The organism is Thermomicrobium sp. 4228-Ro (genome assembly GCF_026241205.1).
Classification (GTDB): domain Bacteria; phylum Chloroflexota; class Chloroflexia; order Thermomicrobiales; family Thermomicrobiaceae; genus Thermomicrobium.
This window is the reverse complement of sequence record NZ_JAPFQM010000001.1, coordinates 1,227,378-1,250,007: the sequence shown is the minus strand read 5'-3', so window position 1 is coordinate 1,250,007 and position 22,630 is coordinate 1,227,378. Positions and strand designations below refer to the sequence as shown.

The window sequence follows — 22,630 nt, the reverse complement described above, 5'->3', positions numbered from 1 at the left end:
GGTTCAGCGCAGGACGTGCCAGGCAGCACAGACGACGTCTCGCAAGAGACGCATGGGGTCGAGGTCAGCGAACAGTTTCCACCCGATCCTACGGTACTTGATCGCCTTCGGGGTCCCGTCGACCGTCAGATACTGCCGGAACGCACGAGCCAGTGCCTGTGGATAGTCGCGCAAGAGATAGGGGCGAGCGTGGACGAACGGCGTCACGTTCCGGATCGCCTCGAGATCCGGGTGGATGAAGCTTTCCTCGAGCTTCTCCCAGTAGCGGCTCAGTGCGTGCACCGAATAGTCACCGGCTGCACGTGCCTCGAGGATCGTCTCCGCTGCCAGCTTCCCCGAGATCATCGCGAAGTTCGACCCCTCGCGGCTGAGCGGATTCACGAAGCCAGCCGCGTCTCCGACCACCAGCACGCCGTCCGCGAAGAGCGCTGGCATCGCCCGCCAGCCACCTTCCGGAATCAGGTGTGCACTGTATTCGACCAGTTCCGCTCCCTCGAGCAGTGGAGCGATCGCTGGATGTCGCTTGAAGCGCTCCAGAAGATCGCTCACGTTCACTTCGTGCGCGATGAGATCGCTCAAGAGCGCTCCGGTGCCGATCGAGAGCGTTTCCCGGTTGGTGTAGATGAACCCGTAGCCGAGCAATCCGCCGGTCGAGGCACCGAACGCCTCGATCGCGACCCCTTCCCCGGCGGACACGTTGAAGCGCCGCTCGATCTCCTGAACAGGAAGGCGCAGGAGCTCTTTGGCGACCAGGGCCTGTTCGTCCGGCTGCCAGTCGCGCGCCAAGCCCGCCTTCTGGACGAGGAGCGCATTCGCCCCCTCGGCGAGCACGACCACGTTCGCATACAGCTCACCCTGCTCGCCCGCCCGAACGCCGACGATCCGTCCGTCTTCCCAGAGGAGATCTTCGACTGTGACACCGGTCGCGATGAGCGCTCCGGCCGCTTCAGCCTGCTCGGCGAACCAGCGGTCCCATTCGGCACGCAGGACACTGAACGCGTTGTACGGCGGCTGTCCGAAGGTGGGAGTCCGGTAGCTGAGACCGATCGCGTCCTCACCGGTCAGCAGCAGGTAGCGCTGCTCGATGATCGCGCGCTCGAGCGGCGCCACGCGCCAGAACTCCGGTACGAGTTCCTCGGTCGGCTGGCGATAGAGGATGCCCCCCATCACGTTCTTGGCGCCTGGGTAGGCACCCCGTTCCAGCACGATCACCTCGACACCCGCCCGGGCGAGCGTCAGCGCAGTCGCGACCCCAGCCGGCCCTGCCCCGACGACGATAACCTCGACGCGCTCCTGGCTCATGCTGAGCGCCCCCGTCGCTCGCGCAACCGGGCGATGAGGCGCGGCACGATCTCGTTCCAGTCCGCGATGACAGCGAAGTCAGCTTGCTTGACCAGCGGTGCGTTCGAGTCTCGATTGATCACGACCACCGTCTCGCTCCCTTGCATCCCGACGGTGTGCTGCACCGCTCCCGAGACGCCGACACCGAGATAGAGCTTCGGCCGTACCTGCTTGCCTGTCTGGCCGATCTGCTCGTAGTGTGGCCGCCAGCCGAGATCGCTGACCGCTCGGGTGCACCCGAGCGCACCACCCAGGAGTTCTGCCAGCTCAGCAAGCTGCTCGAACCCCTCGGGGCCGCCGACGCCACGTCCTCCGACGACCACGACCGGAGCACTCTCCAGATCGACCTGCCCACGTGGCTTGTCGACCATCCGCGTGACCCGCACCCGTCGGTCGGGTTCCTGGAGTTCGACCGGTAAGCGTTCGATCGGCACTGGCTCGCCGGGTTCCGGCGGCCGGAACGAACCAGCCCGAACGGTGACGACCGCGGCACGCGTCCGGCTAGCCCGAACTGTCGTGAGCAGCTTGCTCTGATATACCGGCCGCGTCACCATGAGTTCGTCCGCCGTCACCCCGAGCGCGACGACATCGACGAGGTGCGGTACGCCACGGCGTGCTGCCACCAGCGCTGCCACATCGCGACCGAGGGTCGTCCCCGGCAAGAGGACAAGCGCTGGATCCAGTTGCTCCCACGCCACCAGGACTGCACGCGCCACCCGTTCGGCAACCGGCTCAGCGAATTCCGGCGCATCGACAGCGAGCACACGAGCCACTCCCAGTCGCGCGGCCTGCTCGGTCGCCGCACCGATCCCCTGCCCGACGACCAGCGCGGTCGCTGAACCGAGCGCCTCCTGCACGGCCTGGGCTGCCCCGCAGAGTTCCAGTGCAGCTGGACGCGGCTGCCCACCCGACGTCTCGATAACGACCAGGACACCGTTCCCTGCCATCGCCCCCTGTACCCCTTCTTCTCAACCCAACAAGCCACACGCTTCCAGGAAAGCGAGCAGTTGCTCCACCGCTTCGTCGGGCGGGACGTCCTGCAGGACGATTCCGGCAGACTTGGCGGCCGGCTGGCGCAGCCCTTCCCAGCGGACGAGCGGAGTCAGCGAGCCCGGATCGAGACCGAGATCGGCCGGTGCGAGCCGCTCGACCGGCTTCTTGCGCGCGTCCATGATCCCACGCAGCGTCGGCAAGCGTGGCTGCGGCAAGGCCGAGAGAGCGCAGAGGACGACCGGTGGTGCGACTTCCTGGAACTGGTGCCCGTCCTCGATCTCGCGCTCGATCTCGAAGACACCGTCGCGGAATTCCCAGCCGACCACATTGCTCACCAGCGGGATATCGAGCCTGGCAGCGACCGTCGGCCCGACGTTCCCTGTTCCGGAATCGCTCGTCTCCTGCCCGCACCAGATCACGTCTGGCTGCTCGCGACGGAGCCAGGCGGTGAGGACAGTCGCCGTCACCCAGCTGTCGCCGGGCAGTCCCTCACCCTCGATCGCAACAGCCCGGTCGGCTCCCATCGCGAGCCCCCGGTTGAGCGCATCGCGCGCCGGGCCGGCACTCGCGACGACCACCTCACCGCCGGTCTGCTCGCGCAAGCGCAGAGCAGCTTCGAGCGCATAGAGGTCGTACTCGTTCGCGACCGGCTGGATACCGGGAACGAGATCACCGAGGCGTGGGTCGAAGCGGAGCGCGTTCGGATCGGGCACCTGCTTGATCAGCACTGCGATTTTCACGTACCCCTCCGTCCGAAACTCTAGGCTCCGACAGGCGAGTTAGCGTCCGCGGAACAGCGGCTTTCGCTTCTCGAGGAATGCGCGCATCCCCTCGCGCTGATCGTCAGTGGTGAAGGCATGCGCGAAGACCTGCCGCTCGTAGGCGAGCCCAGCCGCCAGCCCGTGCTCGAGCCCGATGCGCACGGCCTGCTTGGTCAAGCGAACCGCGATCGGCCCGTTGGCAGCGATCTGCTGGGCCAGTTCGCGAGCCCGCTCGAGCAGCTCTCCCGCTGGGTAGACCGCGTTGACCAGGCCGATGCGCAGCGCTTCCTCCGCACCGAGATGCCGGCCGGTGTAGAGCAATTCGCGGGCGACGCCTGGCGGAACGACACGCGGCAACCGCTGGGAGCCGCCCCAGCCTGGCGGGATTCCGAGCGTCACCTCGGGCTGAGCGAACACCGCTCGCTCGCTCGCGAGCCGGATGTCGCAGGCCAGCGCGAGCTCGCAGCCGCCGCCCAGGGCATACCCGTTCACCGCCGCGATGTAGGGCTGCGGCGCTTCCTCGATCGCCCGGCAGACCGCCTGGCCGAGTTCGGCGAAGGCCAGGGCTTCCCCGGGCGATTTCGCCACCATTTCGCCGATATCCGCTCCGGCCGCGAAGGCCCGGTCGCCCGCACCGGTCAGGATCACGACGCGGATCGACTCGTCGGCCGCAAGTCCACGGATCGCCTCCAGCAGCGCACGGAGACCAGCGGTGTCGAGCGCATTCAAGCGCTCGGGACGATCGAGCACCAGGAGTGCGATCGGTTCTTCCCGCTCCACCCGCACGCTCATGTCCCGTTCCCCTGTCCGCGCTGCGCGAGCAGCGCACGGAACTCGGCCCCTCGCTCCGCGTACCGCCGAGCCCGCTCCAGCAACGCTGCCCGCTCCTCCGCCGTCACCTCGCGCCGGATACGCGCCGGGACACCCATCGCGACCGTGCCCGGCGGCACCTCCATTCCCTCGGGAACCACGGCTCCAGCGGCGACGATCGCCCCGCTACCGATCCGTGAGCCGGTCAGCAGCACTGCGCCCATGCCGATCTGTGCCCCCGCACCGATCTGGGCACCATGCACGATCGCACCGTGTCCGACCGTGACGTCGTCCCCGATGACGACGGGGAACCCCTCGTCCAGGTGGACGACGACTCCCTCCTGGAGATTGACGCGCGCACCGATACGGATCGGCCCGATGTCGCCGCGCACCACCACGCCGAACCACAGACTGGAAGCGGGCCCGACCGTCACGTCACCGATGACGACCGCAGTCGGTGCCAGAAAGACATCCTCAGCCAGTCGAGGCTGTTTCCCGCGATACGGAAGCACGAGCGGTTCCATTTCACCCCCGCGCGGCGACTGCCTCGTAGCCCTGGGCTGGCGGCTGGGGGCAGCGGAGCGGCTTGTCGACGCGATAGCCGAGCGCATACTCCGCCTGCAGGAGCGTGTGGATCTCGCGCGTCCCCTCGTAGATCACGGCACCGCGTGCGTTGCGCAGGTACCGCTCGACCGGATACTCGTTCGAATAGCCATATGCCCCGTGAATCTGCACGGCGTCGTTGGCCGCCTCGAATGCGCAGTCACAGGCGTGCCACTTGGCGAGCGACGTTTCGCGCGTGTTGCGGATACCGCGGTTCTTGAGTTCGGCTGCGCGGAAGACGAGCAAGCGCGAGGTCTCGTAGCCACGCACCATCTTGGCGATCATCTGCTGCACGAGCTGGAACCGCCCGATTTCCTGCCCGAAGGCCTGCCGCTCGTGGCAGTACTTCACGCTCGCCTCGAGGCACGCGCGGATGAGCCCACACGCCCCAGCAGCCACCGTGAAGCGCCCCTGGTCGATCGCGCTCATGGCGATCTTGAACCCCTCGCCCGGCTCACCGATCATGTTCTCCGCCGGGACCCGAACGTTTTGCAGCGAAATCCAACCGGTGTCGCCGGCCCGCACACCGAGCTTGCCGTGAATGGAGCCGGTCGTGAGCCCCGGCATACCGCGCTCGACCATGAAGGCGCACAAGCCACGGTGACCCAGCGACGGATCGAGCGTCGCGAAAACGAGGAAGTGATCAGCGGTATTGGCCAGCGAGATCCACATCTTCTCGCCGTTGAGGATATAGCTGTCGCCGTCCTTGACGGCGCGGGTCTGGATGTGCCCGGCATCGGAGCCAGCACCCGGTTCGGTCAAGGCGAAGGTCGCGAGCTTCTCGCCGCGCGCCTGAGGGACCAACCAGCGCTGCTTCTGCTCTTCCGTTCCCCACTGCAGGAGCGTGAGACTGTTCAGCCCGACGTGGACGCTGATCGCGACCCGGAGGAAGGTATCGACCGCCTCCAGCTCCTCGCAGACCAGGGCCAGCGTCACGTAGTCGAAGCCGCCACCACCGTAGCGTTCGGGAATCGGTAGGCCGAGCAAGCCCAGCTCGCCCATCCGCCGGTAGATCTCGGGATGGTACTCACCCTTCGCGTCCCACTCGCGGATATACGGCGCGACTTCACGCTGCGCCCACTCGCGCACCATGTCGCGCACCTGGATCTGTTCCGGAGTCAACTCGAAATCCATGACTGACCTCCCATGCGCGCCTCACTGCTGGTCTCGGGCTTGCCGCCTCGGCACGCTCCGTTCGGCAGTATAGGAAAGCCGCCGGGAGCGCACAAGCGACCGGTGACGGGAGTAGGGCCTCTTCGCAACGCCGTCGGCTCGGAGCGTTCTCTTCCCGTTCGACCGGCCAAGCGCTGGGAGCCCTAGCCGCGACCTGCCATGTATCGCCTCTCTCATCTTGCCTCACCGGCCGACCACCCACCCGACAATCATCAGGTAGCCCAGGAATGACCCATTCAGAATCGCTTTTGCCGCAAACCATGCCGAAACGGGCACCGGTGGCTCTTTCTCACCGAGGCACCTTGACAACCGATACTCGCTCGTTTAATCTCTGAACCAGCATCCGCTAGCGGGTTTGGTAAGCGGCAGACACGGGCACAAGGAGGAGGACGATGCGTACCTTCACGCGGCGTCGCCTGTTCGGCGTAACAGCCGGGACACTCATTTCTGCATTGCTGGTCGCCTGTCGCAGCGGTGGCGGTGGTGAAGCGACCCCGACCACAGCACCAGCAGCAACCACCGCGCCCACACCGACCAACACACCGATGGCCATGCCGACGGCCGTCATGGAGGTGACCCCCACCCCAACGACCGAAGCCGTCCGCCGCGGCGGGATCCTGCACTTCAATCTCCCCGGCGATCCGGCAAACCTGGACCTGCATCAGGCCACGACCAGTACCGACCTCTGGTGTATCGGTCCCTGCTTCGACACCTTGCTCCAGTTCGATCCCAACGATCAGACGAAGATTCTCCCCTGTCTCGCTGTACGCTGGGACATGGCGCAGGACGGGATGAGCTACACCTTCTCCCTCCGCCAGGGCGTCCAGTTCCACGACGGCTCCCCCTTCACCAGCAAGGACGTCCTCGTCAACTTCCAGCGCATCATCAGCCCACCCGAAGGCGTCAACAGCCCCCGCGGCGTCTTCTTCAACACCGTCGACCACATCGAAACGCCCGACGACTACACCGTCCGCTTCGTCCTCAAGCAACCGGACCCAGCGCTCCTCTACAACGTCGCCATCCCCTGGACCGGTATCTACCCCGCCCACCTCATCGAATCGGGGGCCGACCTCCGCGACACCAAGAGCCTCATCGGTACCGGCCCCTTCAAGTTCAAGAGCTATACGCCAGGGGTCGCCTTCGAGGTCGAGAAGAACCCCAATTACTTCGAAAAGGATCTTCCGTACCTCGACGGTATCGTCGGCCATCCGATGACCGACTGGAACGCAGTCGCGCAGGCCTTCCTGGCTGGACAGCTGCACCTCTACCGCTCGCTCACCACGCCGCCGCTCGACCTCTTCCAGGGACACAGTGACATTCAAGTGGTCGGCGTGCCGACGACCCTCGTCTGGCGCCTCATTCTCAATGCCCGGAGCTTCGAGCCGTTCAAGGACGAGCGCGTCCGCCGTGCCATCACGCTCGCGCTTGACCGCGATGCGATGATCGCCGCCATGACCGAAGGGCGGAGCGTGCTGTCCGGCTGGATGCACCCCTACGGCGCGTGGGCCCTGCCCGAGGAACGCGTGCGCCAGGCGCGCGGCTTCGGCAAGGACAAGGATGCCGATCGGCAGCAAGCGAAGCAGCTCTTAGCCGAGGCAGGCTTCCCCAATGGGCTCGAGTTCGAATTACTCGCCTTCAACCTCGACGTCACCACACCGAGTCTCATCGCTGACCAGCTGGCGCAGGTCGGCATCAAGGTGAATACCCAAATCCTCCAGCTGGGTGAATACGTCCAGCGGATCGTCGCGCGCGAATTCCAGATGGCGCTCGGCTTCAACGCCCCTTGGGTCGACGAGCCGAAGTCGACCTTCGCTGCCTGGATCACCAATGACGACCAAGTGAGCCTGACCGGTCTCTGGTCCGACGAGTTGATCCAGCTCTACCAGCAGATCGACCGCGAGCTCGATATCGAGAAGCGCAAGCAACTCACGCGCGAACTCGACTTCCGGACGCTCGATGATCCGGTATTCGGTATGATCTACGTCTACCGACCGGTCATCTGGCATGTCTTCCGACCTGGCATACTCGCGGGGTTCACACCGCAGCCCAACTACAACTTGACCGAGAAGCACGCGACGACTTGGCTCCGGCAGTAGGAACGGTGGCTGAGGAAAGAGCGCGGCAGAGGACTCGAGCGAACCGGAAAGGCGCACGACCATGTTCGTCCAATATCTCATTCGACGCGCGATCGGTGGTTTCCTCGTCGTCCTTCTGGCCACATTCGTCGTCTTTGCATTCATCCGGCTCGCCGGGGATCCTGCCGCGCTCATCGTCGGCGGGACGGGCGAGAACATCACGATCAACCCGCAACGCGTGGCACAGGTCCGGCAGGAACTCGGCCTCGACAAGCCGCTGATTGTCCAGTTCGCCGACTTCCTGGCTGGGCTCGTCACTGGCGGGCTCGGTAAGTCGTACGTGACGGGGCGACCGATCGCGGACGAGCTTCGCGTCCGGTTGCCCCTCACCATCGAGATCGCCTTTCTCTCCGAACTCACCGCCTGGGTGTTCGCACTGCCGCTCGGCCTCTTCAGCGCGCTGCGCCGTGGCCGCTTCACTGAGGCATTGACGCGGGTTTTCTTCTTCATCACGTCGGCCGTTCCAGCCTACTGGCTCGGCCTGCTCGTGCTGATCTTTGTGCTTCTCGTCTTCGGTTGGCGCCCACCGCTTGGCCTCGTGCCGCCCACCCAAAACCTGTGGGTTCATCTCCAACAGATCGTCCTGCCGATCGTCGTTCTCGGTTTCGTCCTGGCTGCTGGACTGGTTCGCTTCATCCGGAACGCTGTCCTGGAAGTACTGCAGGAGCCGTTCGTGCAGGTGGCGCGGGCGAAGGGACTCGCCGAGTCGACCGTCGTATTCCGGCACGTCCTCCGCAACGCCTTCGCGCCTACTCTGGCCTTCTCTGGTCTTCGTGTGGGCTACCTGCTCGGCGGCGTGGTCATCGTGGAGACGACATTCAATTTGCCGGGGCTCGGCCTCTTCTTCGTCGACGCAGTCGCCCGCCGCGACTTCCCGGTCATTCAGATCGCTGTCCTCATACTCGGGACAGCATTCGTGATCATCAACCTCCTCACTGATATCGCGTGTTCTTTCCTCGATCCCCGGTTGCGCGAGAGGGGTTAGAACATGGCTGAAGCAGTCGCGACGCCGCTCGCGCGCGAGCGAACGACGCCGACCCGCCGCCGCATCCCCTGGATCGGTGTCATCGTCACCATCGTGCTTGCGATCATCGTGGTAACGGGAGTCATCGGGCCGTCAGTCAATCCACGCTCGCCGACCGCCACCAATGCCGTGGCACGTCTCAAGCCGCCGTCGGCCGAGTACCCCTTCGGCACCGACGAACTGGGGCGCGACATCTTCACGCGAGCACTCTACGGCTTGCGCACCACGCTCTTTATTGCTGTGCCCGGTGGTTTGCTCGGAACCCTGATCGGTACGCTCCTCGGTCTCATCGGCGGCTATCGCCGTGGGCTCCTCGACTTCCTTCTCCAACGTGGCGTCGAGCTCATCACGGCGATTCCCTCCCTGGTCGTCGCCAGTGTCGTCGTTGCCGTCCTCGGCCCTGGTCGGCTGCAACTGATCGGTGCCGTCGCCCTCTCGCTGATCCCGGTCGGCGTCCGCGTGATGCGAGCCGCCGCGTTACGAGTCTCTGAGTCGCTCTTCTGCGAAGCGGCACGCGCCATGGGTGCGAGCCACTGGCGCATCATGCTGCGGCACGTCCTTCCCAACTGTCTCGGTCCAGTTGCTGTTCTCGCGTCGCTCAACCTCGGCGCCGCGATCTTCGTCGAGACTGGCCTGAGCTTCCTCGGACTCGGTGTCCAGCCGCCCAATCCCTCGCTCGGAAACATGCTCACCGGTGCAGCTTCGCTCTATTTCACCCGTGCACCGTGGATGGTGATCTTCCCTGGCCTCATCGTCACGCTCCTGATCCTCTGCTTCAACATCATCGGCGACATGCTCGCCGACTACTTCGATCCACGCCTGCGAGCCCAGACGAATCAGTAGCGACTGCCCACGCGAGAAAGCGAGCGGGAGCCGGGGGTACTTCTGCCTCCGGCTCCTCGCTTCGTTCACTGGTATGCAGGCATCGGAAGGCACGGAGAGGCCCAGCACGCGCGATCGCGCTGTCGCCCGGAAACCTCCTTCCCACCCCGGTCGTGCCCTTGCTTGGGCTCCCACCCACTTGCACGCTCGCCCGGCCTCTGGTACCGTAAGGATGTCTCGCTTACCCGATATCCGCGTCGCGACGCGGAGTGTTCGAAAGGCTGAACACCATGGTCGTGTTGCGTCAGGCAGAACGCACCGTCGCGTCACCGGGTGTCCGCACATCTCGGCTCGGCCGGGACTTCTGGCTCGGCTATGCGCTGACGCTTCCGGCCGTCCTGGTGGTCGTCGGACTCGTCGCTTATCCGCTCGGCTATGCGTTCTGGCTCTCGCTCCAGGACATCAAGGTCGGTGGGCAGGGGCAGTTCATCGGCTTCGGCAACTATGCGCGCCTGCTCTTCGACAGCCAGAGCCGCATCTACGGGTTGTTCTGGAACAGCGTGAAGGTAACGGCGCTGTATACCGGGGGCGCGCTAGCCGGGAAGTTCGTCATCGGCATGGTGAGCGCCCTGATCCTCAATGCCCAGATCCGCGCTCGGCACTTCTGGCGCACCTTGTTGTTCGTCCCGTGGGCGATTCCCGCCGTCGTCTCAGCCTTTACTTGGAAGTGGATCTACAACGACGTGAACGGCGTCCTCAACACGTTCTTCACCAATCTTGGACTCGTCGAGCGCCCGATCCTCTTCCTGGCCGATCCTCGCATCGCCCTCTGGTCAGTGCTCGTCGCGGCCATCTGGCAAGGTGCACCGTTCTGGACGATGACGTTCCTCGCTGGTCTCCAGGCGATTCCGCGCGAGCTGTACGAGGCAGCGGCGATCGATGGTGCGACGCCGCTGCAACAGTACTTCCGCATCACGCTCCCCCTACTCACACCGGTCATCACGGTGACGGTCATGCTTTCAGCTATCTGGACATCGAACGCGATCCAATACGTCTACATCTTGACGAACGGCGGGCCAGCCAATGTGACCGAGACCTTCCCACTCCTGGCCTACCATGAGGGGATGACGGCCTACGACCTCGGGATCGCATCGGCGATTCCGCTCGTCTTCTTCCCGGTCTTCGCCATTCTCATTTATTTCCTCACGCGCCGCATGCTCCGGCAGGAGGGCTGAAGCGATGGCCGAAGCAGTTCGCTCGATCGAACGAGCACGCCCCAGCGAGCGCCGCATCCTCACCTGGCTCGCTTACCGCAATCGTGGGTACTACGTGCTTGGCTATCTCGTGCTCCTGGCGCTCGCCCTGTGGACGCTCTTCCCGGTCTACTGGCAATTGGCGACCTCGCTCCGGGCGGATGTCGACCTCTTCAGTCCGACCGTCACGCTGCTCCCACGTGTCCTGACTGGCGAGCATTACGACAAGATCCTCGGACCGTCTTATCCCTTCTTGCGCCAGCTGCGCAACAGCGCTGTCGTCGCAGCCGCCACGACGGCGATCTCGACCTTGCTCGGTGCGATGGCCGGTTATGCACTCACCCGCCTCCGCTTCGCTGGCCGGACGATCCTGGCACGGCTCTTGGTCTACGCCTATCTCGCACCTGGCACCATCCTGTTCATCCCTATCTTCGTCATGATGAGCCGACTCGGCTTGCGCGATAACCTCGTTGGCCTCACACTCGCTTATCTCACCTTCACAGTACCCTTCGCCACCTGGATGCTGATGGGCTATTTCCGCACTGTCCCGATCGAACTCGAGGAAGCGGCGCTCATCGACGGTGCCAGCCGTTGGCAAGTCTTGTGGCGCATCATGGTGCCGTTGTCCGGACCGGCGCTCGTCGTCGCTGCGGTCTTCGCCTTCACACTCTCCTGGAACGAGTTCCTCTACGCACTCGTCCTGCTGCAGAAGCAAGAGGTGATGACGGCCCCTGTGGGCCTCTCGGCTTACGTGATCGGTGACCAGTACTACTGGGGGCAGATGATGGCTGCCGCGACCATCATGTCGCTGCCGCCCCTCGTGGTCTACCTCTTCGGGCAACGGTGGGTCATCGCCGGCTGGACTGCTGGAGCTGTCAAAGATTGACGAAGGAGGAGGAGAGCCATGCGCCAGCAATTCTCGCGACGCCGGTTCCTCGCCGTCCTGGCTGCCGGGTTCGGGACGACGATCGCCGCCTGTGCCGGCGGCGGCGGGCAAGCGACACCGACCCCAGCACCGCAGCCGAGCCCGACTCCTGCACCCGCTGCTTCCCCGACTCCAGCTGGCGCCGCGACACCGACGCGGGCCGCTGCCACACCCACTGCCGTGGCTGCCCAGGCACCGGCGCTCACGCCGATTCCCGGTCGCGAGGTGGTCGTCTGGCAGACCGTCGACTATCTGCCGGAGACGACCGCCCTCATCAAGCAACGCCTCGACGAGATCGCCCAGAAGAACGGGTTCACCGTTTCATTCGAGGAAATTCCGAACAATCCGCAGGGCTACAACCGCTTCAACGCTGCCGTGCAGGCCGGTACGCCGCCCGATATCTACCGGCTCTATGACTATCAGACTCAGTTCTGGCGCGCGCAAGGCCAGACGACCGACGTGACTGACCTAGTCGCCCCCTTCCTCCAGCAAAACGGCGGTGTGTGGCAGCCGGTGGAGTTGACATGCACCTTCAAGGGTCGCTGGTGGGCGACACCGCTCGCCGTCAACGCCTGGCCGTTCCATACACGCCAGGACCTCCTCGACCAGGCAGGGTTCAAGTTTCCTGCCAACTGGGACGAGTTCCGCCAGCAGGGAAAGGCGCTCACCAAGCCACCGTTGTATTACTACGGGATGACACTCAGCCGCATCAACGACACCAACAACCACACACTCGGGATGGTCTGGACCTTCGGCGGCAAGCTCCAGAACGAGGACGGTTCGCTCGGCGTCACTGCTGACGACAAGGCATGGCTCGACTGTCTCGCGCTGATCCAAACCATGTACATCGAGGACCAGATCATCCCGCCCGGCTCGGTCAATTGGGATGACGGTGGAAACAACCAGGGCTACCAGAGCGAGCAGCTTGTCCTGACCTCGAACCCGACCAGCATCTACAACTGGCTCCTCAAGAACAAGCCTGAGCTCGCTCAGAAGACCCGCTTCTACAGCTACCCAGCTGGTCCGGCTGGCTCCTTCGGTCAAGTGGACGTCTGGACCGAGGGGCTCTTCAAAAACGGCAAAGGCGGCGACAACGCGCGCATCTGCCTCGTTGCACTCATGGAGCCGACCTGGTACGCGAGCTACATCAACGAGCAATTGAAGGGACGATTCCTTCCCTGCTGGAAGGATATGATCAAGCACGACCTCTGGCAGAAGAACGAACTCTACAGCGAGTATCAGAAGATCATCTCGACGGGACGCATCATGGCCTACGCTGCGCCACCGCTCGGTGCCTTCGGCGAACTGGCTACGAAGTTCGTCATCGGCGATATGATGCAGGACCTCTGCGTCCGCCGGCTTTCACCTAAGGAGGCACTGGCGAACTTCGTCAAGGCCGCACAGGAGATCTGGAGCAAGCCGGAGAACCGAGCCTGAACCGGGTCACCTCGCGGGGCACCGCGTACGGAACACGGGGGACGCTCGTCAGCGTCCCCCGTTCGAATCTGTCGGGCGACGAGGTGCACGACCATGAAGACGACGCGTATCCGTTTCGGCGATGCTGCGCGTGCGCCGCTTCTGGCCGGCTGCGCGACGCTCGCTCGCCTCCTGGCACCGACGCTCGGCCCGCTCGGTCGGACCGTCGTTATCGAGAAGGTGCTCAAACCGGGATCGCCCGAAGTCCTCTCGACAGCCGCCCTCGTCGCACGCCGTACCTTCCGCCTGCCGGACCCCTTCGAAAACGCGGGTGCGATGCTGCTCCGTCACGCCGCCTGGCGCGTCTACGAGCGGACCGGTGACGGCACGGCGACGACGGCAGTCCTCGCTGCCCGCTTGCTGCACGAACTCGGCCGCCTGCTCGCCAGTGATCAGTCGCCTCACCAGCTGACACGAGCGCTCGACCGTGCCCAAGCCATCGTCACGACGACCCTCCGCTCCCTCGCACGACCCCTCGAGGATATCCATGACCTCGCGGGCCTGCTGGCACCGCTGGATCTCCCTCCTGAGGTGATGACCGACTTCCTCGAAGGTCTCGAAGCGATCGGCCCAGAGGGTATCGTGCTCGCCGATCCGGACGATGGAACCGACGTCCGCGTCCAGCTCGTCCAGGGCATTCACTGGCAGAGCCGGTTGCTCGCGTCGGAACTCCTTCCGACCGGCACGACCAGCTGGCAGCTCCTCGAGCCGCGCATCCTCCTCACCGACTGGAAGCTCGAGGAGGCGGACCAGCTCGCGCCGCTCCTCGACGACTGCGTACGCCACCGTGTCCGGCGTCTCCTCATCGTGGCGAGCGAGCTCGGCGACTCGGCACGGGCCCTCCTCGCAGCGAACCTCGCCCGGGGTACCCTGGAACAGGTCGCCGTCGTTGCGGCTCCTTCCGTTGGCCTGCAACAGACGCGCATCCTCGAGGATCTCGCAGCGCTCTGCGGGGGGCGCCCTTTCAGACAGCAGGCCGGAGAACGTCCGGAACAGGCACGCCTCACGGACCTCGGGAGCGCTCGGCAGGTACTGGTCACGCGCTGGAACTTCGCGGTGCTCGGTGGGAGAGGGACGCGGGCGGCGATTCGTCAGCGTCTCGCCATCGCTGAGGCGGAACGGGAGCGAGCCGAGGACGAAGCTGCGCGCCGCCGCGCGCAGGAACGGCTGGCCCGGCTGCACGGTGCGTTCCTTCAGATCCGCGTCGGCGGGCAGACACCCAGCGAGCAGGAGTACCGGTTGCTCATGCTCGAGCGGCTCGCTCGCACCATTCAGGTCGCTCTCGAGACCGGGCTCGTCCCCGGCGGTGCGGCGAGCCTCGCCGTGGCAGCCCGCGCACTCGCGAACGAGGTCACCAGCGCCTCACCGACCGAGCGTGCAGTTCTCCGTGCTGCCCACACTGCGCTGCTGGAACCGCTGCGAACCCTCGTCGCCAATGCCGGCATCGAGCCAGGCCCGGTCGTCCACGAGACGCTGGCACAGGCACCGCGCCTCGTCTACGATGTGCGAGACGACCGCTGGGTCGATCCCTGGTCGCATGGCCTGCTGGATCCCCTCGGTGTTCTCGAGGCCGCCGTGGAGGCGAGCTGGAGTCTCGCGCGTGCCTTCCTCTCCACGGACGTGCTGGTCCATCGTACCTGGCCTGCCTCGAGTGCCGAACCGTGAGCATAGCGAAACAGGGGAGACCATGGGAAGAGACACGCACCTCGTCTGGCGCCACCTCACTCGCCAACCCGGCGGCGCGGTTCTCGCGCTCGCGACCGATGGGCAAACCGTCCTCGCGGGCACAGCGAGTGGTGCCTTTCTCGCCCGGCACGACGCTGACACCTGGGAAACGCTCGCACTACCTGACACCTGGGGACGATTGGAACTCGCCAACCCTGTCGTGATCGCGCCCTGGGGTGACCGGTATATCGCGACACCGTTGGGTCTCTTCCGCCAGCAGCCGAACGGCAACTGGCAGCGGTGCCTGGAGGGTGGAACGATCGTCGCGATCCGGGCGGTTGCCGATGGAACGCGACGACTCGTCATTGTCGCTGATCAGCTGGACGGCATCCTCGTTTCCTCCAATGCCGGAACGGACTGGGAGCCCGCCAATGCAGGCTTGCCCCAGCTGGTCGAAATTGTCGACCTCACGCTCTCTCCGCAGTTCGAGCGCGACCGCACTGCGATGCTCGTCACCGCCGATGGCATCTATCTCAGTCGCTCGCGCCGCTGGAGCTGGCACGAGATCGAGTCGGCTCCAGCCATGCTCGAATGCGGCGCGATCGCTGTCGATGAGCACGGACGACTGACGCTTCTCGCCGGTGGAGAGGAGGGACTCTTCCGCTCCCGTGACCGCGGCCGCACCTGGGAAGCCGCCACGCTACCGGTCGAGGGAAGCTGCAGCGCACTCGCCACCGACCCGACCGGCCACTCTGTCGCCGCCGCGATCGATCGCCACGTCATCCGGTCGCCCGATGGAGGAGACACCTGGCAGCGCCTGCCGGACGTACCCAGCCACATCCTGTCCCTGGCGATCCTCGATAGCGAACGCCTCGTCGCCGGTACCCTCGCACAGGGATGTCTCCGCTGGGAGACCAGCACGGCCGCCTGGCTGTCGTGGAACAGCGGACTCTACGGTCGCCTTCCGGTCGGTCTGGTCACGCGTCGCACCGGGGAACTCGTTATCGCCGATTATTCCGGAACGATCTTCCAGTCGGTCGATCGGGGCGAGACGTGGCAGACCGTGATGCTCGAGCGTGGCATCGCTCAGTTCGCCGGCGGAACGAGCGGCCCGGTCTTCGCGCTCGCGCTCGATGCGCTGCTTCGTTCTCATGATGGGCGAGCGTGGGAGACCGTGCACGAAATCACCGATCTCTCGGAATCGGCCTGGCTCGTAGTCAGCGACGACGGCCGGACGGTCTTCCTGGTCCAGTACACGCTCGAGGAGACGCTGGAACCACTGGTCTCGCTCGTCTCCTCGATGGACAGCGGAAACACGTGGCACACCGACGAGACGGACACCTTCGCGCATGTCCAAGGGGCAGCGCTCGCCCCCGATGGTCGCGCACTCGCGCTCCTGGCCCTTCATGCCGATTCGCTGCACCATACGTTGTCGGTGCTCTCGACGTCACGAGGACGCTGGCACCATCACCGCTGGCCCGAGACACTGCCCGAGACGACCATGGCGCGCCTGCTCTGGTCAGTGGACGGGGAAGCGCTCCTCGTCGTCATCGAGACGGACGTGTGGCTGGTGCACCGGCCGCTCGAACGGCCACGGATCGCTCGCATCGGTCGTCTCGACAGTCCGGCCTCCGCGCTCGGCCGCGCTGGCAATTCGGGCTGGTTCCTCGCCGCAGGGGCCCGTCTCTGGTACTGCGAAGCAAGCGGCAAACTCCGCGCGCTCGCCCCTGACCAGCCGGAACAGACAATCGTCGCACTGGCTGGTGACCCAGCTTCGCCTGTACTTTCTGGTTACGCTGCCGACGTGGGCGGGAATGTCTGGTGGTTCTCCCTCGTTGACGGGGGAGTGCCGGCCGCGCACCGTTCGGCTGACAGTCCGGCTTCCTGATCGGACAACGTGAGTATCGACAGCGCCGGGCCGGAGGAACCGGTTGCTCGTCCGCAAGACTTGTTCCCGAGGAACGAGGAGCGAGGAGGCTCGCCGATGCCGACGCAACCGAGCAAGGAACTGGAACGGATCCCGAACCCGAAACCCGAGCGCGACTACGAGATCGAGATCACGACGAACGAGTTCACCTGTGTCTGCCCGCGGACCGGCCAGCCGGACTTCGCGACGATCACCATCCGCTACGTCCCCGACCAGTGGATCGTCGAGCTCAAGTCGCTCAAGCTCTACCTCTGGTCTTTCCGGAACGAGGGGCATTACCACGAGGAGGTCACCAACACGATCCTCGACGACCTGGTACGGACGCTCCAGCCGCGCCGCATGACCGTAGTCGCCGATTTCAATATCCGCGGCGGGCTGCACACTGTCGTCACCGCCCGCTACGAGCAGACGATCGAGGAGATGCGTGCTACCGCAGATTGAGCAGCGCGCCGGACACCCGCCGGAGGCCGGATCGTCCCGCCTGGCTCACTCCGCGCCACCTTGGCCGAAACGGCACATCGATCGGCGTACCGACGACTGCACTGGTGTGGCTGGGCACTCCTGGCTAACCCGTACACTCGACCTGCCCTCCCCGCGCACACAAGAGCGACCGCCTCGCTCTTGACACCCTCAGCGAGGCATCGTATCTTCAACACTGAAGCTTAGCCGACAGTGATCACGCTCGCGAGACCGAACACACGCTGCACAGTTCCGTGAGAGAGCCGATCCGGCACGCACATTGGTCACGCGAACCTGGGTGTCGGCTCGTGTCGAGAGAGCGAGCACTGGGCAGCTGATAACGCGCGAACGCGAGCGCAGGACGTCGGTGAAGCGCGAGCGGTCGTCGAGGAGCGAAGCGGGGGTAGCGATGAGCGGGACGCTGCGGTTTCCGAGCCCGTTCGAAGTAGAAACTCCGGCCGGCTGCGATGGCTGGGAAGAGATGTACCCGGCCTACATGCGCTTCTCGGAGAAACGGCGAGAACTCGAGGAGTCACGCCTCTGGTTCTACAACGGCATGCACTTCCCGGAACCGATCTCGCCTTTCGATGTCATCACCGCTGAGGCCTTCTACGTCGCCATCGGTGAGATGAACGCCCGCTTCTTCTGCATTCCCCCGGCGCTCGGCGTCGATTTCCGCGTACTCAACGGCTACGTCTACATCAGCGGGATTCCAGTGCTCGACCCGCAGAAGGTGCAGGAGCGCGCCGAACTCTTCCAGCGGCGAGCCGGTCACTACTACGAGAACTGGTCGGCGATCTACGAAGACTGGAAGCAACGCGTCATCGCCGAGATCGAGGCACTCAAGCAGATCCCCTTCCCCAGGCTTCCCGACGTCGAACCCGAGGAACTCGTCTTCGCGCATCGTGGCATCGGCACAGCCCAGACGATATTCGAGAGCTACAACCGCGTCATCGAGAGCCTCTTCCGCATCGCCCAGATCCACTGCGAGATCGTGATGATCGGCTTCGCCGCTTACCTGACCTTCTACCAGTTCTGCAAGCGCTTCTTCCCGGAGATTCCCGACCAGCAGATCACGCTCATGGTCTCCGGTATCGACGTCAGCATGATGCGTCCCGATCAGGAGCTCCGAGCCCTCGCCAAGCGAGCCGTCGAACTGGGAGTGGCCGATGCCTTCGTCGAGGGACGCAGCTGGCAGGACGTCTTCGCTGATCTCCAGCAGTGCGAGAACGGTCGAACCTGGTTGCGCGAGTGGGACGAACGCGGCGAGCCATGGTTCTGGATCAACGCTGGCGACGGGCTCCAGCACCAGTTCCGGGCATGGCGCGACGACCCGAGCCCGATCTTCCCGATCCTCATCGAGTACGTCAAGCGCGCAGCCCGCGGTGAGTCGCTCCAGCGGGACACGGCGCCGGTTCGCGAGGAACGCGAGCGGATCACTGCTGAGTATCGCGCGCTCCTACCGAGCGATGAGGACCGCGCTGCCTTTGACCAGCTCCTCAGCCTCGTGCGGCGGGTCTACTACTCGATCGAGGACCACAAGTTTTGGGTCGACCACTGGTTTATGAGCATCTGGTGGAACAAACTGCGCGAACTCGGCGCGCTCTTCGTCGAACACGGTTTCTTCCGCGAAGTCGACGACCTGTTCTACCTCCACTGGACGGAAGTGAGCCAGGCACTCACCGACCTCTTGCTCGCTTGGTCGATCGGTACCGAGGCGTACGGCCCGAAGCACTGGCCGGACGTGGTCGCGCGTCGGAAGGAGATCCTGCGGAAGCTCCGCGTTTTCAACCCGCCACCGGCGCTCGGTGTGGTTCCGGAGGTCATCGCCGATCCTGCCATCGTGATGCTCTGGGGCATCACCCCCGAGCGCCTGCGGGCTTGGGTAACCAAGGACGAAGGAAATGTGCTGCGCGGCTTCGCCGCCTCACCGGGTGTCGTCGAGGGACCAGCGCGTGTGATCTTCGACGTCGCCGAACTCAAGACGGTCGAGGACGGCGAGATCCTCGTCTGTTCGGTCACCGAGCCGAGCTGGGCACCTGTCTTCGCGAAGGTGCGTGGCATCGTCACCGATATCGGCGGCGTCATGTCGCACGCTGCGATCGTCGCTCGAGAATACGGTGTCCCGGCAGTGCTCGGTACCGGTGTAGCGACCAAGCGGATCTGTACCGGACAACGCCTGCGAGTCGACGGGAACGAGGGTACCGTTACGATTCTCGATTGATCCCACCGTGCAGGAGCGAGCAACACGAACCGGCGAGCTGGGCACCGCTCACCGGTGCAGTATCCTGAAAAAGATCGGACCAGAATGGAGATCGCCCCATGGAACTGACGCCGGAAGACGTGCAAGAGATTCTCAAGCTGATCGAGCAGTCTTCATTCGACGAGTTGTATCTCGAGACGCCGCAGCTCAAGCTGATCGTCCGCCGTGGCCACGACGGGACGAGCAGCACCGTCGTACCGGCTCCCCAGCCGGCAACAGCGGCGGAATCGTCCACGCGCCAGGCGAGCGAAGTAGCCGCGACGATACCGGCGGAACGTCCGGCTGCAGCGGAACCGCCCCGCGCGGAGCCGGTCGTGCCCCGCGACGAAACACTGGTCCCGATCGTTGCCCCACTCAAGGGCATCTTTTACCGTGCCCCGCGCCCCGGGGCTGAACCGTTCGTCGATGTGGGGAGCGAGGTGCGCGAGGACACGGTCGTCGCCATTATCGAGGTCATGAAACTCATGCATTCCGTCCAGGCCGGGGTACGCGGAACGATCGTCCAGGTCTGCGTCGAGAACGGCCAGGCGGTCGATCGCGGCCAGCCGCTGTTCCTGGTCCGACCGAGCGAGCCAGTGGCAGAGCAACACCCATCCGCAGCGACATCGTGAGGAGCGACAACCATGGCCAAGCGCATCAGGCTCATCGACGTCACCCTCCGCGACGGAAACCAGAGCCTCTGGAGTGCGATCGGCATCGATACGCGCACGGTCGTCGAGGTCGCTCCCTGGCTCGACCGTTCCGGATTCAAATGCATCGACTTCACGACCAGCACGCACATGGCGATCAGCGTGCGTTATCACCGCGAGGATCCTTACGAGAAGATCCGGCTGGCCCGTCAGCTCATGCCGAACACGCCACTCATCTTCATGACGACCGGCATGCGTTTCATCACCTGGGAGCCAGCACCGCGGACCATCATTCGCCTCGCCATGCGCGTCGTGATCCGGCATGGTATCCGCCGCATCCAAATCGTTGAGCCAATGAACAACATGAGCGCGCTGCTCGAGGCAGCCCGGATCGCCCGCGAGGAAGGAGCGGAAACGGTCGTCGCGGGACTCGTGTACAGCATCAGCCCCGTGCACACCGACGAGTTCTACGTGCGCTGCGCCGAGGAGCTGGCCCGCGAGCCGCACCTCATCGATACGGTCTATATCAAGGACCCGTCCGGCCTCCTCACGCCGGAGCGAGTCCAGACGATCGTGCCAGCGTTACAGCGCGCGCTCGGCGAGGACATGCCGCTCGAGATCCACTCGCACTGCAACATGGGCATGGCACCGCTCTGTTATCTCAAGGCAGCTGAGCTCGGTGTCGAGACAGTGCACACGGCCATCCCACCGCTCGCCGAAGGTACCTCGCTTCCGTCCATCTACCGCACGGTCGCGAACCTCCGCGAGCTGGGTTGCGAGGTCGAGATCGATCTGGAGCCGCTTCAGCATGTCTCGGAGCACCTGTTCCGCCTCGCCCGACGCAAGGGTTATCCGATCGGGCAGCCGCTCGAGTACGACGTGTCCTACTACCGCCACCAGGTACCAGGCGGGATGATCACGACGCTCCGCCGCCACCTCAAGGAGGCTGGGGCTGAGCACCGCTTCGAGGACGTCCTCGAGGAGATCGTGCGCGTCCGGGCCGAGCTGGGCTACCCGATCATGGTCACGCCCTACTCGCAGCTCGTCGCCACGCAAGCCCTCATGAACCTCGAATCGCGCGAACGCTACGAGAAGGTACCGGACGAGGTCATCAAGTATGTCCTCGGACGCTACGGCCCGCCACCAGCACCGATCGACCCCTGGGTCAAGGAGCGCGTTCTCTCGCTGCCCCGGGCACGCGAACTGGACGTCCCCATCGCCGAACCGACGCTGGAGGAGCTGCGTCGCGAGTTCGGCGGCACGATTCCCGACGAAGAGCTGCTCCTGCGCTGGGCTCTTCCCGGTGACCAGGTCGATGCCGCACTCGCTCGCAAGACAGGGAATGTCGGGGTGAACGGGAACGGACTGTCCCATCCGCTCACCCAGTTGATCGCCGAGGTCGCACGACGGCCGACGATCAGCTTCTTCCACTTCGAGAAAGACGGAATTCGCCTGACGCTCAGTCGGCAGGCGACGCACCAGGCCGGAACAGGAAGGACGCAAGGCACATGACCGTCTCGCACGTCGATCTCCGTACCGTCCGTGGGTTCGTGTTCGACGTCGACGGCACGCTCATCCTTTCGGAAAGCCCGGACTGGAGCGGAGCCGTCCCGCTACCGGGTGCAGTCGAGCTCCTGCAGTGGCTCCGGGAACAGGGTTACCCCTTCGCACTGTTCACCAGTGGCAGCACGCACCGGCCGGAGATCTACGCCACACGCTTGCGCGCAGCTGGCCTCCCGATCGAGGACTGGCAAGTCATCACGACCGGGGTGACCGCCGCCGAGATCATCGCGACCGACTACCCCGGGCGTTCCGTCTACGTGCTCGGCGAGGAGGGCACGGTCGCGCCGCTCCAGGCCCGGGGCATTCGGGTCGTCGACGGGAAGGAAGGGGAGACAGCCGGAGTCGTCCTCGTTGGCTGGAGCCGATCGTTGACGTATGATCAACTCGACATCGCCTGCCGCGCGGTGTGGAACGGCGCTGATCTCCTGGTCACGTCAGCGGCACGCGCCTTCGTCTCCAAGCGGGGGCTCAAGCCCGGGTGGTCGTGGTCGATCGCGATCGCGATCGCCGAGACGACCGGCAAGCACCCGCGCGTGGTCGGCAAGCCCTCGGTCGAAGCGCTCCGTGCCGTCGCGCGCTTGCTGGGAACGGAGATCGCTGCGACTGCTGTCGTCGGCGACGATCCTGACCTCGAACTACGGATGGGACGTGACGCGGGAGCCCCGACCGTTCAAGTGCGGACTGGACGCGGCAGCGAACCGATCGAGACACCGCTTCTCGGTGATCTCGTCGTGAGCGGTGTCGGGGAGCTCCTCGAGCTCCTCCGGGAAGCGTGCATGCGGGAAGGAGCAGCCGACCGGTGAGGAGT

At 65.1% G+C, this 22,630-nt stretch carries 19 protein-coding genes; 13 read left to right on the top strand and 6 right to left on the bottom strand.

The window, feature by feature from the left end; translation table 11 throughout:
* Window positions 1-3 precede the first annotated feature (3 nt).
* The 6 genes from OO015_RS05970 to OO015_RS05945 are packed head-to-tail and all read right to left on the bottom strand — an operon-like array spanning window position 4 to window position 5,642.
* Complete coding sequence (locus OO015_RS05970; RefSeq protein ID WP_265940320.1) at window positions 4-1,302, bottom strand: FAD-dependent oxidoreductase; 1,299 nt, start codon at window positions 1,300-1,302, stop codon at window positions 4-6.
* The gene (locus OO015_RS05965; RefSeq protein WP_265940319.1) at window positions 1,299-2,288 is read right to left on the bottom strand and encodes an electron transfer flavoprotein subunit alpha/FixB family protein; all 990 of its coding nucleotides are present in this window, start codon (window positions 2,286-2,288) and stop codon (window positions 1,299-1,301) included. The genes OO015_RS05970 and OO015_RS05965 overlap by 4 nt, the downstream gene beginning before the upstream one ends.
* A 21-nt stretch (window positions 2,289-2,309) precedes the next feature.
* Complete coding sequence (locus tag OO015_RS05960) at window positions 2,310-3,074, bottom strand: electron transfer flavoprotein subunit beta/FixA family protein (RefSeq protein WP_265940318.1); 765 nt, start codon at window positions 3,072-3,074, stop codon at window positions 2,310-2,312.
* A 39-nt stretch (window positions 3,075-3,113) separates the two neighbouring features.
* Window positions 3,114-3,887, bottom strand: coding sequence for an enoyl-CoA hydratase/isomerase family protein (locus OO015_RS05955; RefSeq protein ID WP_265940317.1), 774 nt, complete (start codon window positions 3,885-3,887; stop codon window positions 3,114-3,116).
* On the bottom strand, window positions 3,884-4,429 hold the full coding sequence (locus OO015_RS05950) for a gamma carbonic anhydrase family protein (protein ID WP_265940316.1): 546 nt from the start codon (window positions 4,427-4,429) through the stop codon (window positions 3,884-3,886). The genes OO015_RS05955 and OO015_RS05950 overlap by 4 nt, the downstream gene beginning before the upstream one ends.
* Window position 4,430: 1 nt before the next feature.
* Entirely contained in the window at window positions 4,431-5,642 is a 1,212-nt protein-coding gene (locus OO015_RS05945) for an acyl-CoA dehydrogenase family protein (RefSeq protein WP_265940315.1), read from the bottom strand.
* A 431-nt stretch (window positions 5,643-6,073) separates the two neighbouring features.
* Between OO015_RS05945 and OO015_RS05940 the strand changes: the two genes are divergently transcribed.
* The 13 genes from OO015_RS05940 (at window position 6,074) to OO015_RS05880 (ending at window position 22,625) form a co-directional block, all read left to right on the top strand.
* Window positions 6,074-7,777 carry an ABC transporter substrate-binding protein gene (locus OO015_RS05940; RefSeq protein ID WP_265940314.1) on the top strand — a complete coding sequence of 568 codons (1,704 nt, stop codon included), beginning with the start codon at window positions 6,074-6,076 and terminating at the stop codon, window positions 7,775-7,777.
* A 61-nt stretch (window positions 7,778-7,838) separates the two neighbouring features.
* Complete coding sequence (locus tag OO015_RS05935) at window positions 7,839-8,801, top strand: ABC transporter permease (RefSeq protein WP_265940313.1); 963 nt, start codon at window positions 7,839-7,841, stop codon at window positions 8,799-8,801.
* A 3-nt stretch (window positions 8,802-8,804) separates the two neighbouring features.
* Window positions 8,805-9,683: an ABC transporter permease gene (locus tag OO015_RS05930; protein WP_265940312.1), complete on the top strand. Its 879-nt coding sequence runs from the start codon at window positions 8,805-8,807 to the stop codon at window positions 9,681-9,683.
* Between the two features lie 269 nt (window positions 9,684-9,952).
* On the top strand, window positions 9,953-10,897 hold the full coding sequence (locus OO015_RS05925; RefSeq protein WP_265940311.1) for a carbohydrate ABC transporter permease: 945 nt from the start codon (window positions 9,953-9,955) through the stop codon (window positions 10,895-10,897).
* Window positions 10,898-10,901: 4 nt separating this feature from the next.
* Entirely contained in the window at window positions 10,902-11,801 is a 900-nt protein-coding gene (locus OO015_RS05920) for a carbohydrate ABC transporter permease (protein ID WP_265940310.1), read from the top strand.
* Window positions 11,802-11,819: 18 nt separating this feature from the next.
* Window positions 11,820-13,277, top strand: coding sequence for an ABC transporter substrate-binding protein (locus tag OO015_RS05915; protein ID WP_265940309.1), 1,458 nt, complete (start codon window positions 11,820-11,822; stop codon window positions 13,275-13,277).
* Between the two features lie 93 nt (window positions 13,278-13,370).
* On the top strand, window positions 13,371-14,981 hold the full coding sequence (locus OO015_RS05910; protein WP_265940308.1) for a TCP-1/cpn60 chaperonin family protein: 1,611 nt from the start codon (window positions 13,371-13,373) through the stop codon (window positions 14,979-14,981).
* Window positions 14,982-15,003: 22 nt separating this feature from the next.
* Window positions 15,004-16,869 (top strand): hypothetical protein, encoded by a 1,866-nt coding sequence (locus OO015_RS05905; RefSeq protein ID WP_265940307.1) that lies wholly within the window; start codon window positions 15,004-15,006, stop codon window positions 16,867-16,869.
* A 96-nt stretch (window positions 16,870-16,965) separates the two neighbouring features.
* On the top strand, window positions 16,966-17,349 hold the full coding sequence (gene queF, locus OO015_RS05900) for a preQ(1) synthase (protein WP_265940306.1): 384 nt from the start codon (window positions 16,966-16,968) through the stop codon (window positions 17,347-17,349).
* 427 nt (window positions 17,350-17,776) lie between these two features.
* Entirely contained in the window at window positions 17,777-19,591 is a 1,815-nt protein-coding gene (locus OO015_RS05895) for a PEP-utilizing enzyme (protein WP_265940305.1), read from the top strand.
* Between the two features lie 98 nt (window positions 19,592-19,689).
* Window positions 19,690-20,241: an acetyl-CoA carboxylase biotin carboxyl carrier protein gene (locus OO015_RS05890; RefSeq protein ID WP_265940304.1), complete on the top strand. Its 552-nt coding sequence runs from the start codon at window positions 19,690-19,692 to the stop codon at window positions 20,239-20,241.
* A 12-nt stretch (window positions 20,242-20,253) separates the two neighbouring features.
* Entirely contained in the window at window positions 20,254-21,771 is a 1,518-nt protein-coding gene (locus tag OO015_RS05885) for a biotin carboxyl carrier protein (protein WP_265940303.1), read from the top strand.
* Window positions 21,768-22,625, top strand: a complete 858-nt coding sequence (locus tag OO015_RS05880; protein ID WP_265940302.1) for an HAD-IIA family hydrolase — start codon at window positions 21,768-21,770, stop codon at window positions 22,623-22,625. The genes OO015_RS05885 and OO015_RS05880 overlap by 4 nt, the downstream gene beginning before the upstream one ends.
* The last annotated feature ends 5 nt before the right edge of the window (window positions 22,626-22,630 follow it).

Bases quoted from the DNA above. Each gene is read 5' to 3' on its own strand.
- OO015_RS05970 (WP_265940320.1), bottom strand. From the start codon at position 1,302: ATGAGCCAGGAGCGCGTCGAGGTTATCGTCGTCGGGGCAGGGCCGGCT.
- OO015_RS05965 (WP_265940319.1), bottom strand. From the start codon at position 2,288: ATGGCAGGGAACGGTGTCCTGGTCGTTATCGAGACGTCGGGTGGGCAG.
- OO015_RS05955 (WP_265940317.1), bottom strand. From the start codon at position 3,887: ATGAGCGTGCGGGTGGAGCGGGAAGAACCGATCGCACTCCTGGTGCTC.
- OO015_RS05950 (WP_265940316.1), bottom strand. From the start codon at position 4,429: ATGGAACCGCTCGTGCTTCCGTATCGCGGGAAACAGCCTCGACTGGCT.
- OO015_RS05945 (WP_265940315.1), bottom strand. From the start codon at position 5,642: ATGGATTTCGAGTTGACTCCGGAACAGATCCAGGTGCGCGACATGGTG.
- OO015_RS05940 (WP_265940314.1), top strand. From the start codon at position 6,074: ATGCGTACCTTCACGCGGCGTCGCCTGTTCGGCGTAACAGCCGGGACA.
- OO015_RS05935 (WP_265940313.1), top strand. From the start codon at position 7,839: ATGTTCGTCCAATATCTCATTCGACGCGCGATCGGTGGTTTCCTCGTC.
- OO015_RS05930 (WP_265940312.1), top strand. From the start codon at position 8,805: ATGGCTGAAGCAGTCGCGACGCCGCTCGCGCGCGAGCGAACGACGCCG.
- OO015_RS05925 (WP_265940311.1), top strand. From the start codon at position 9,953: ATGGTCGTGTTGCGTCAGGCAGAACGCACCGTCGCGTCACCGGGTGTC.
- OO015_RS05920 (WP_265940310.1), top strand. From the start codon at position 10,902: ATGGCCGAAGCAGTTCGCTCGATCGAACGAGCACGCCCCAGCGAGCGC.
- OO015_RS05915 (WP_265940309.1), top strand. From the start codon at position 11,820: ATGCGCCAGCAATTCTCGCGACGCCGGTTCCTCGCCGTCCTGGCTGCC.
- OO015_RS05910 (WP_265940308.1), top strand. From the start codon at position 13,371: ATGAAGACGACGCGTATCCGTTTCGGCGATGCTGCGCGTGCGCCGCTT.
- OO015_RS05905 (WP_265940307.1), top strand. From the start codon at position 15,004: ATGGGAAGAGACACGCACCTCGTCTGGCGCCACCTCACTCGCCAACCC.
- queF (WP_265940306.1), top strand. From the start codon at position 16,966: ATGCCGACGCAACCGAGCAAGGAACTGGAACGGATCCCGAACCCGAAA.
- OO015_RS05895 (WP_265940305.1), top strand. From the start codon at position 17,777: ATGAGCGGGACGCTGCGGTTTCCGAGCCCGTTCGAAGTAGAAACTCCG.
- OO015_RS05890 (WP_265940304.1), top strand. From the start codon at position 19,690: ATGGAACTGACGCCGGAAGACGTGCAAGAGATTCTCAAGCTGATCGAG.
- OO015_RS05885 (WP_265940303.1), top strand. From the start codon at position 20,254: ATGGCCAAGCGCATCAGGCTCATCGACGTCACCCTCCGCGACGGAAAC.
- OO015_RS05880 (WP_265940302.1), top strand. From the start codon at position 21,768: ATGACCGTCTCGCACGTCGATCTCCGTACCGTCCGTGGGTTCGTGTTC.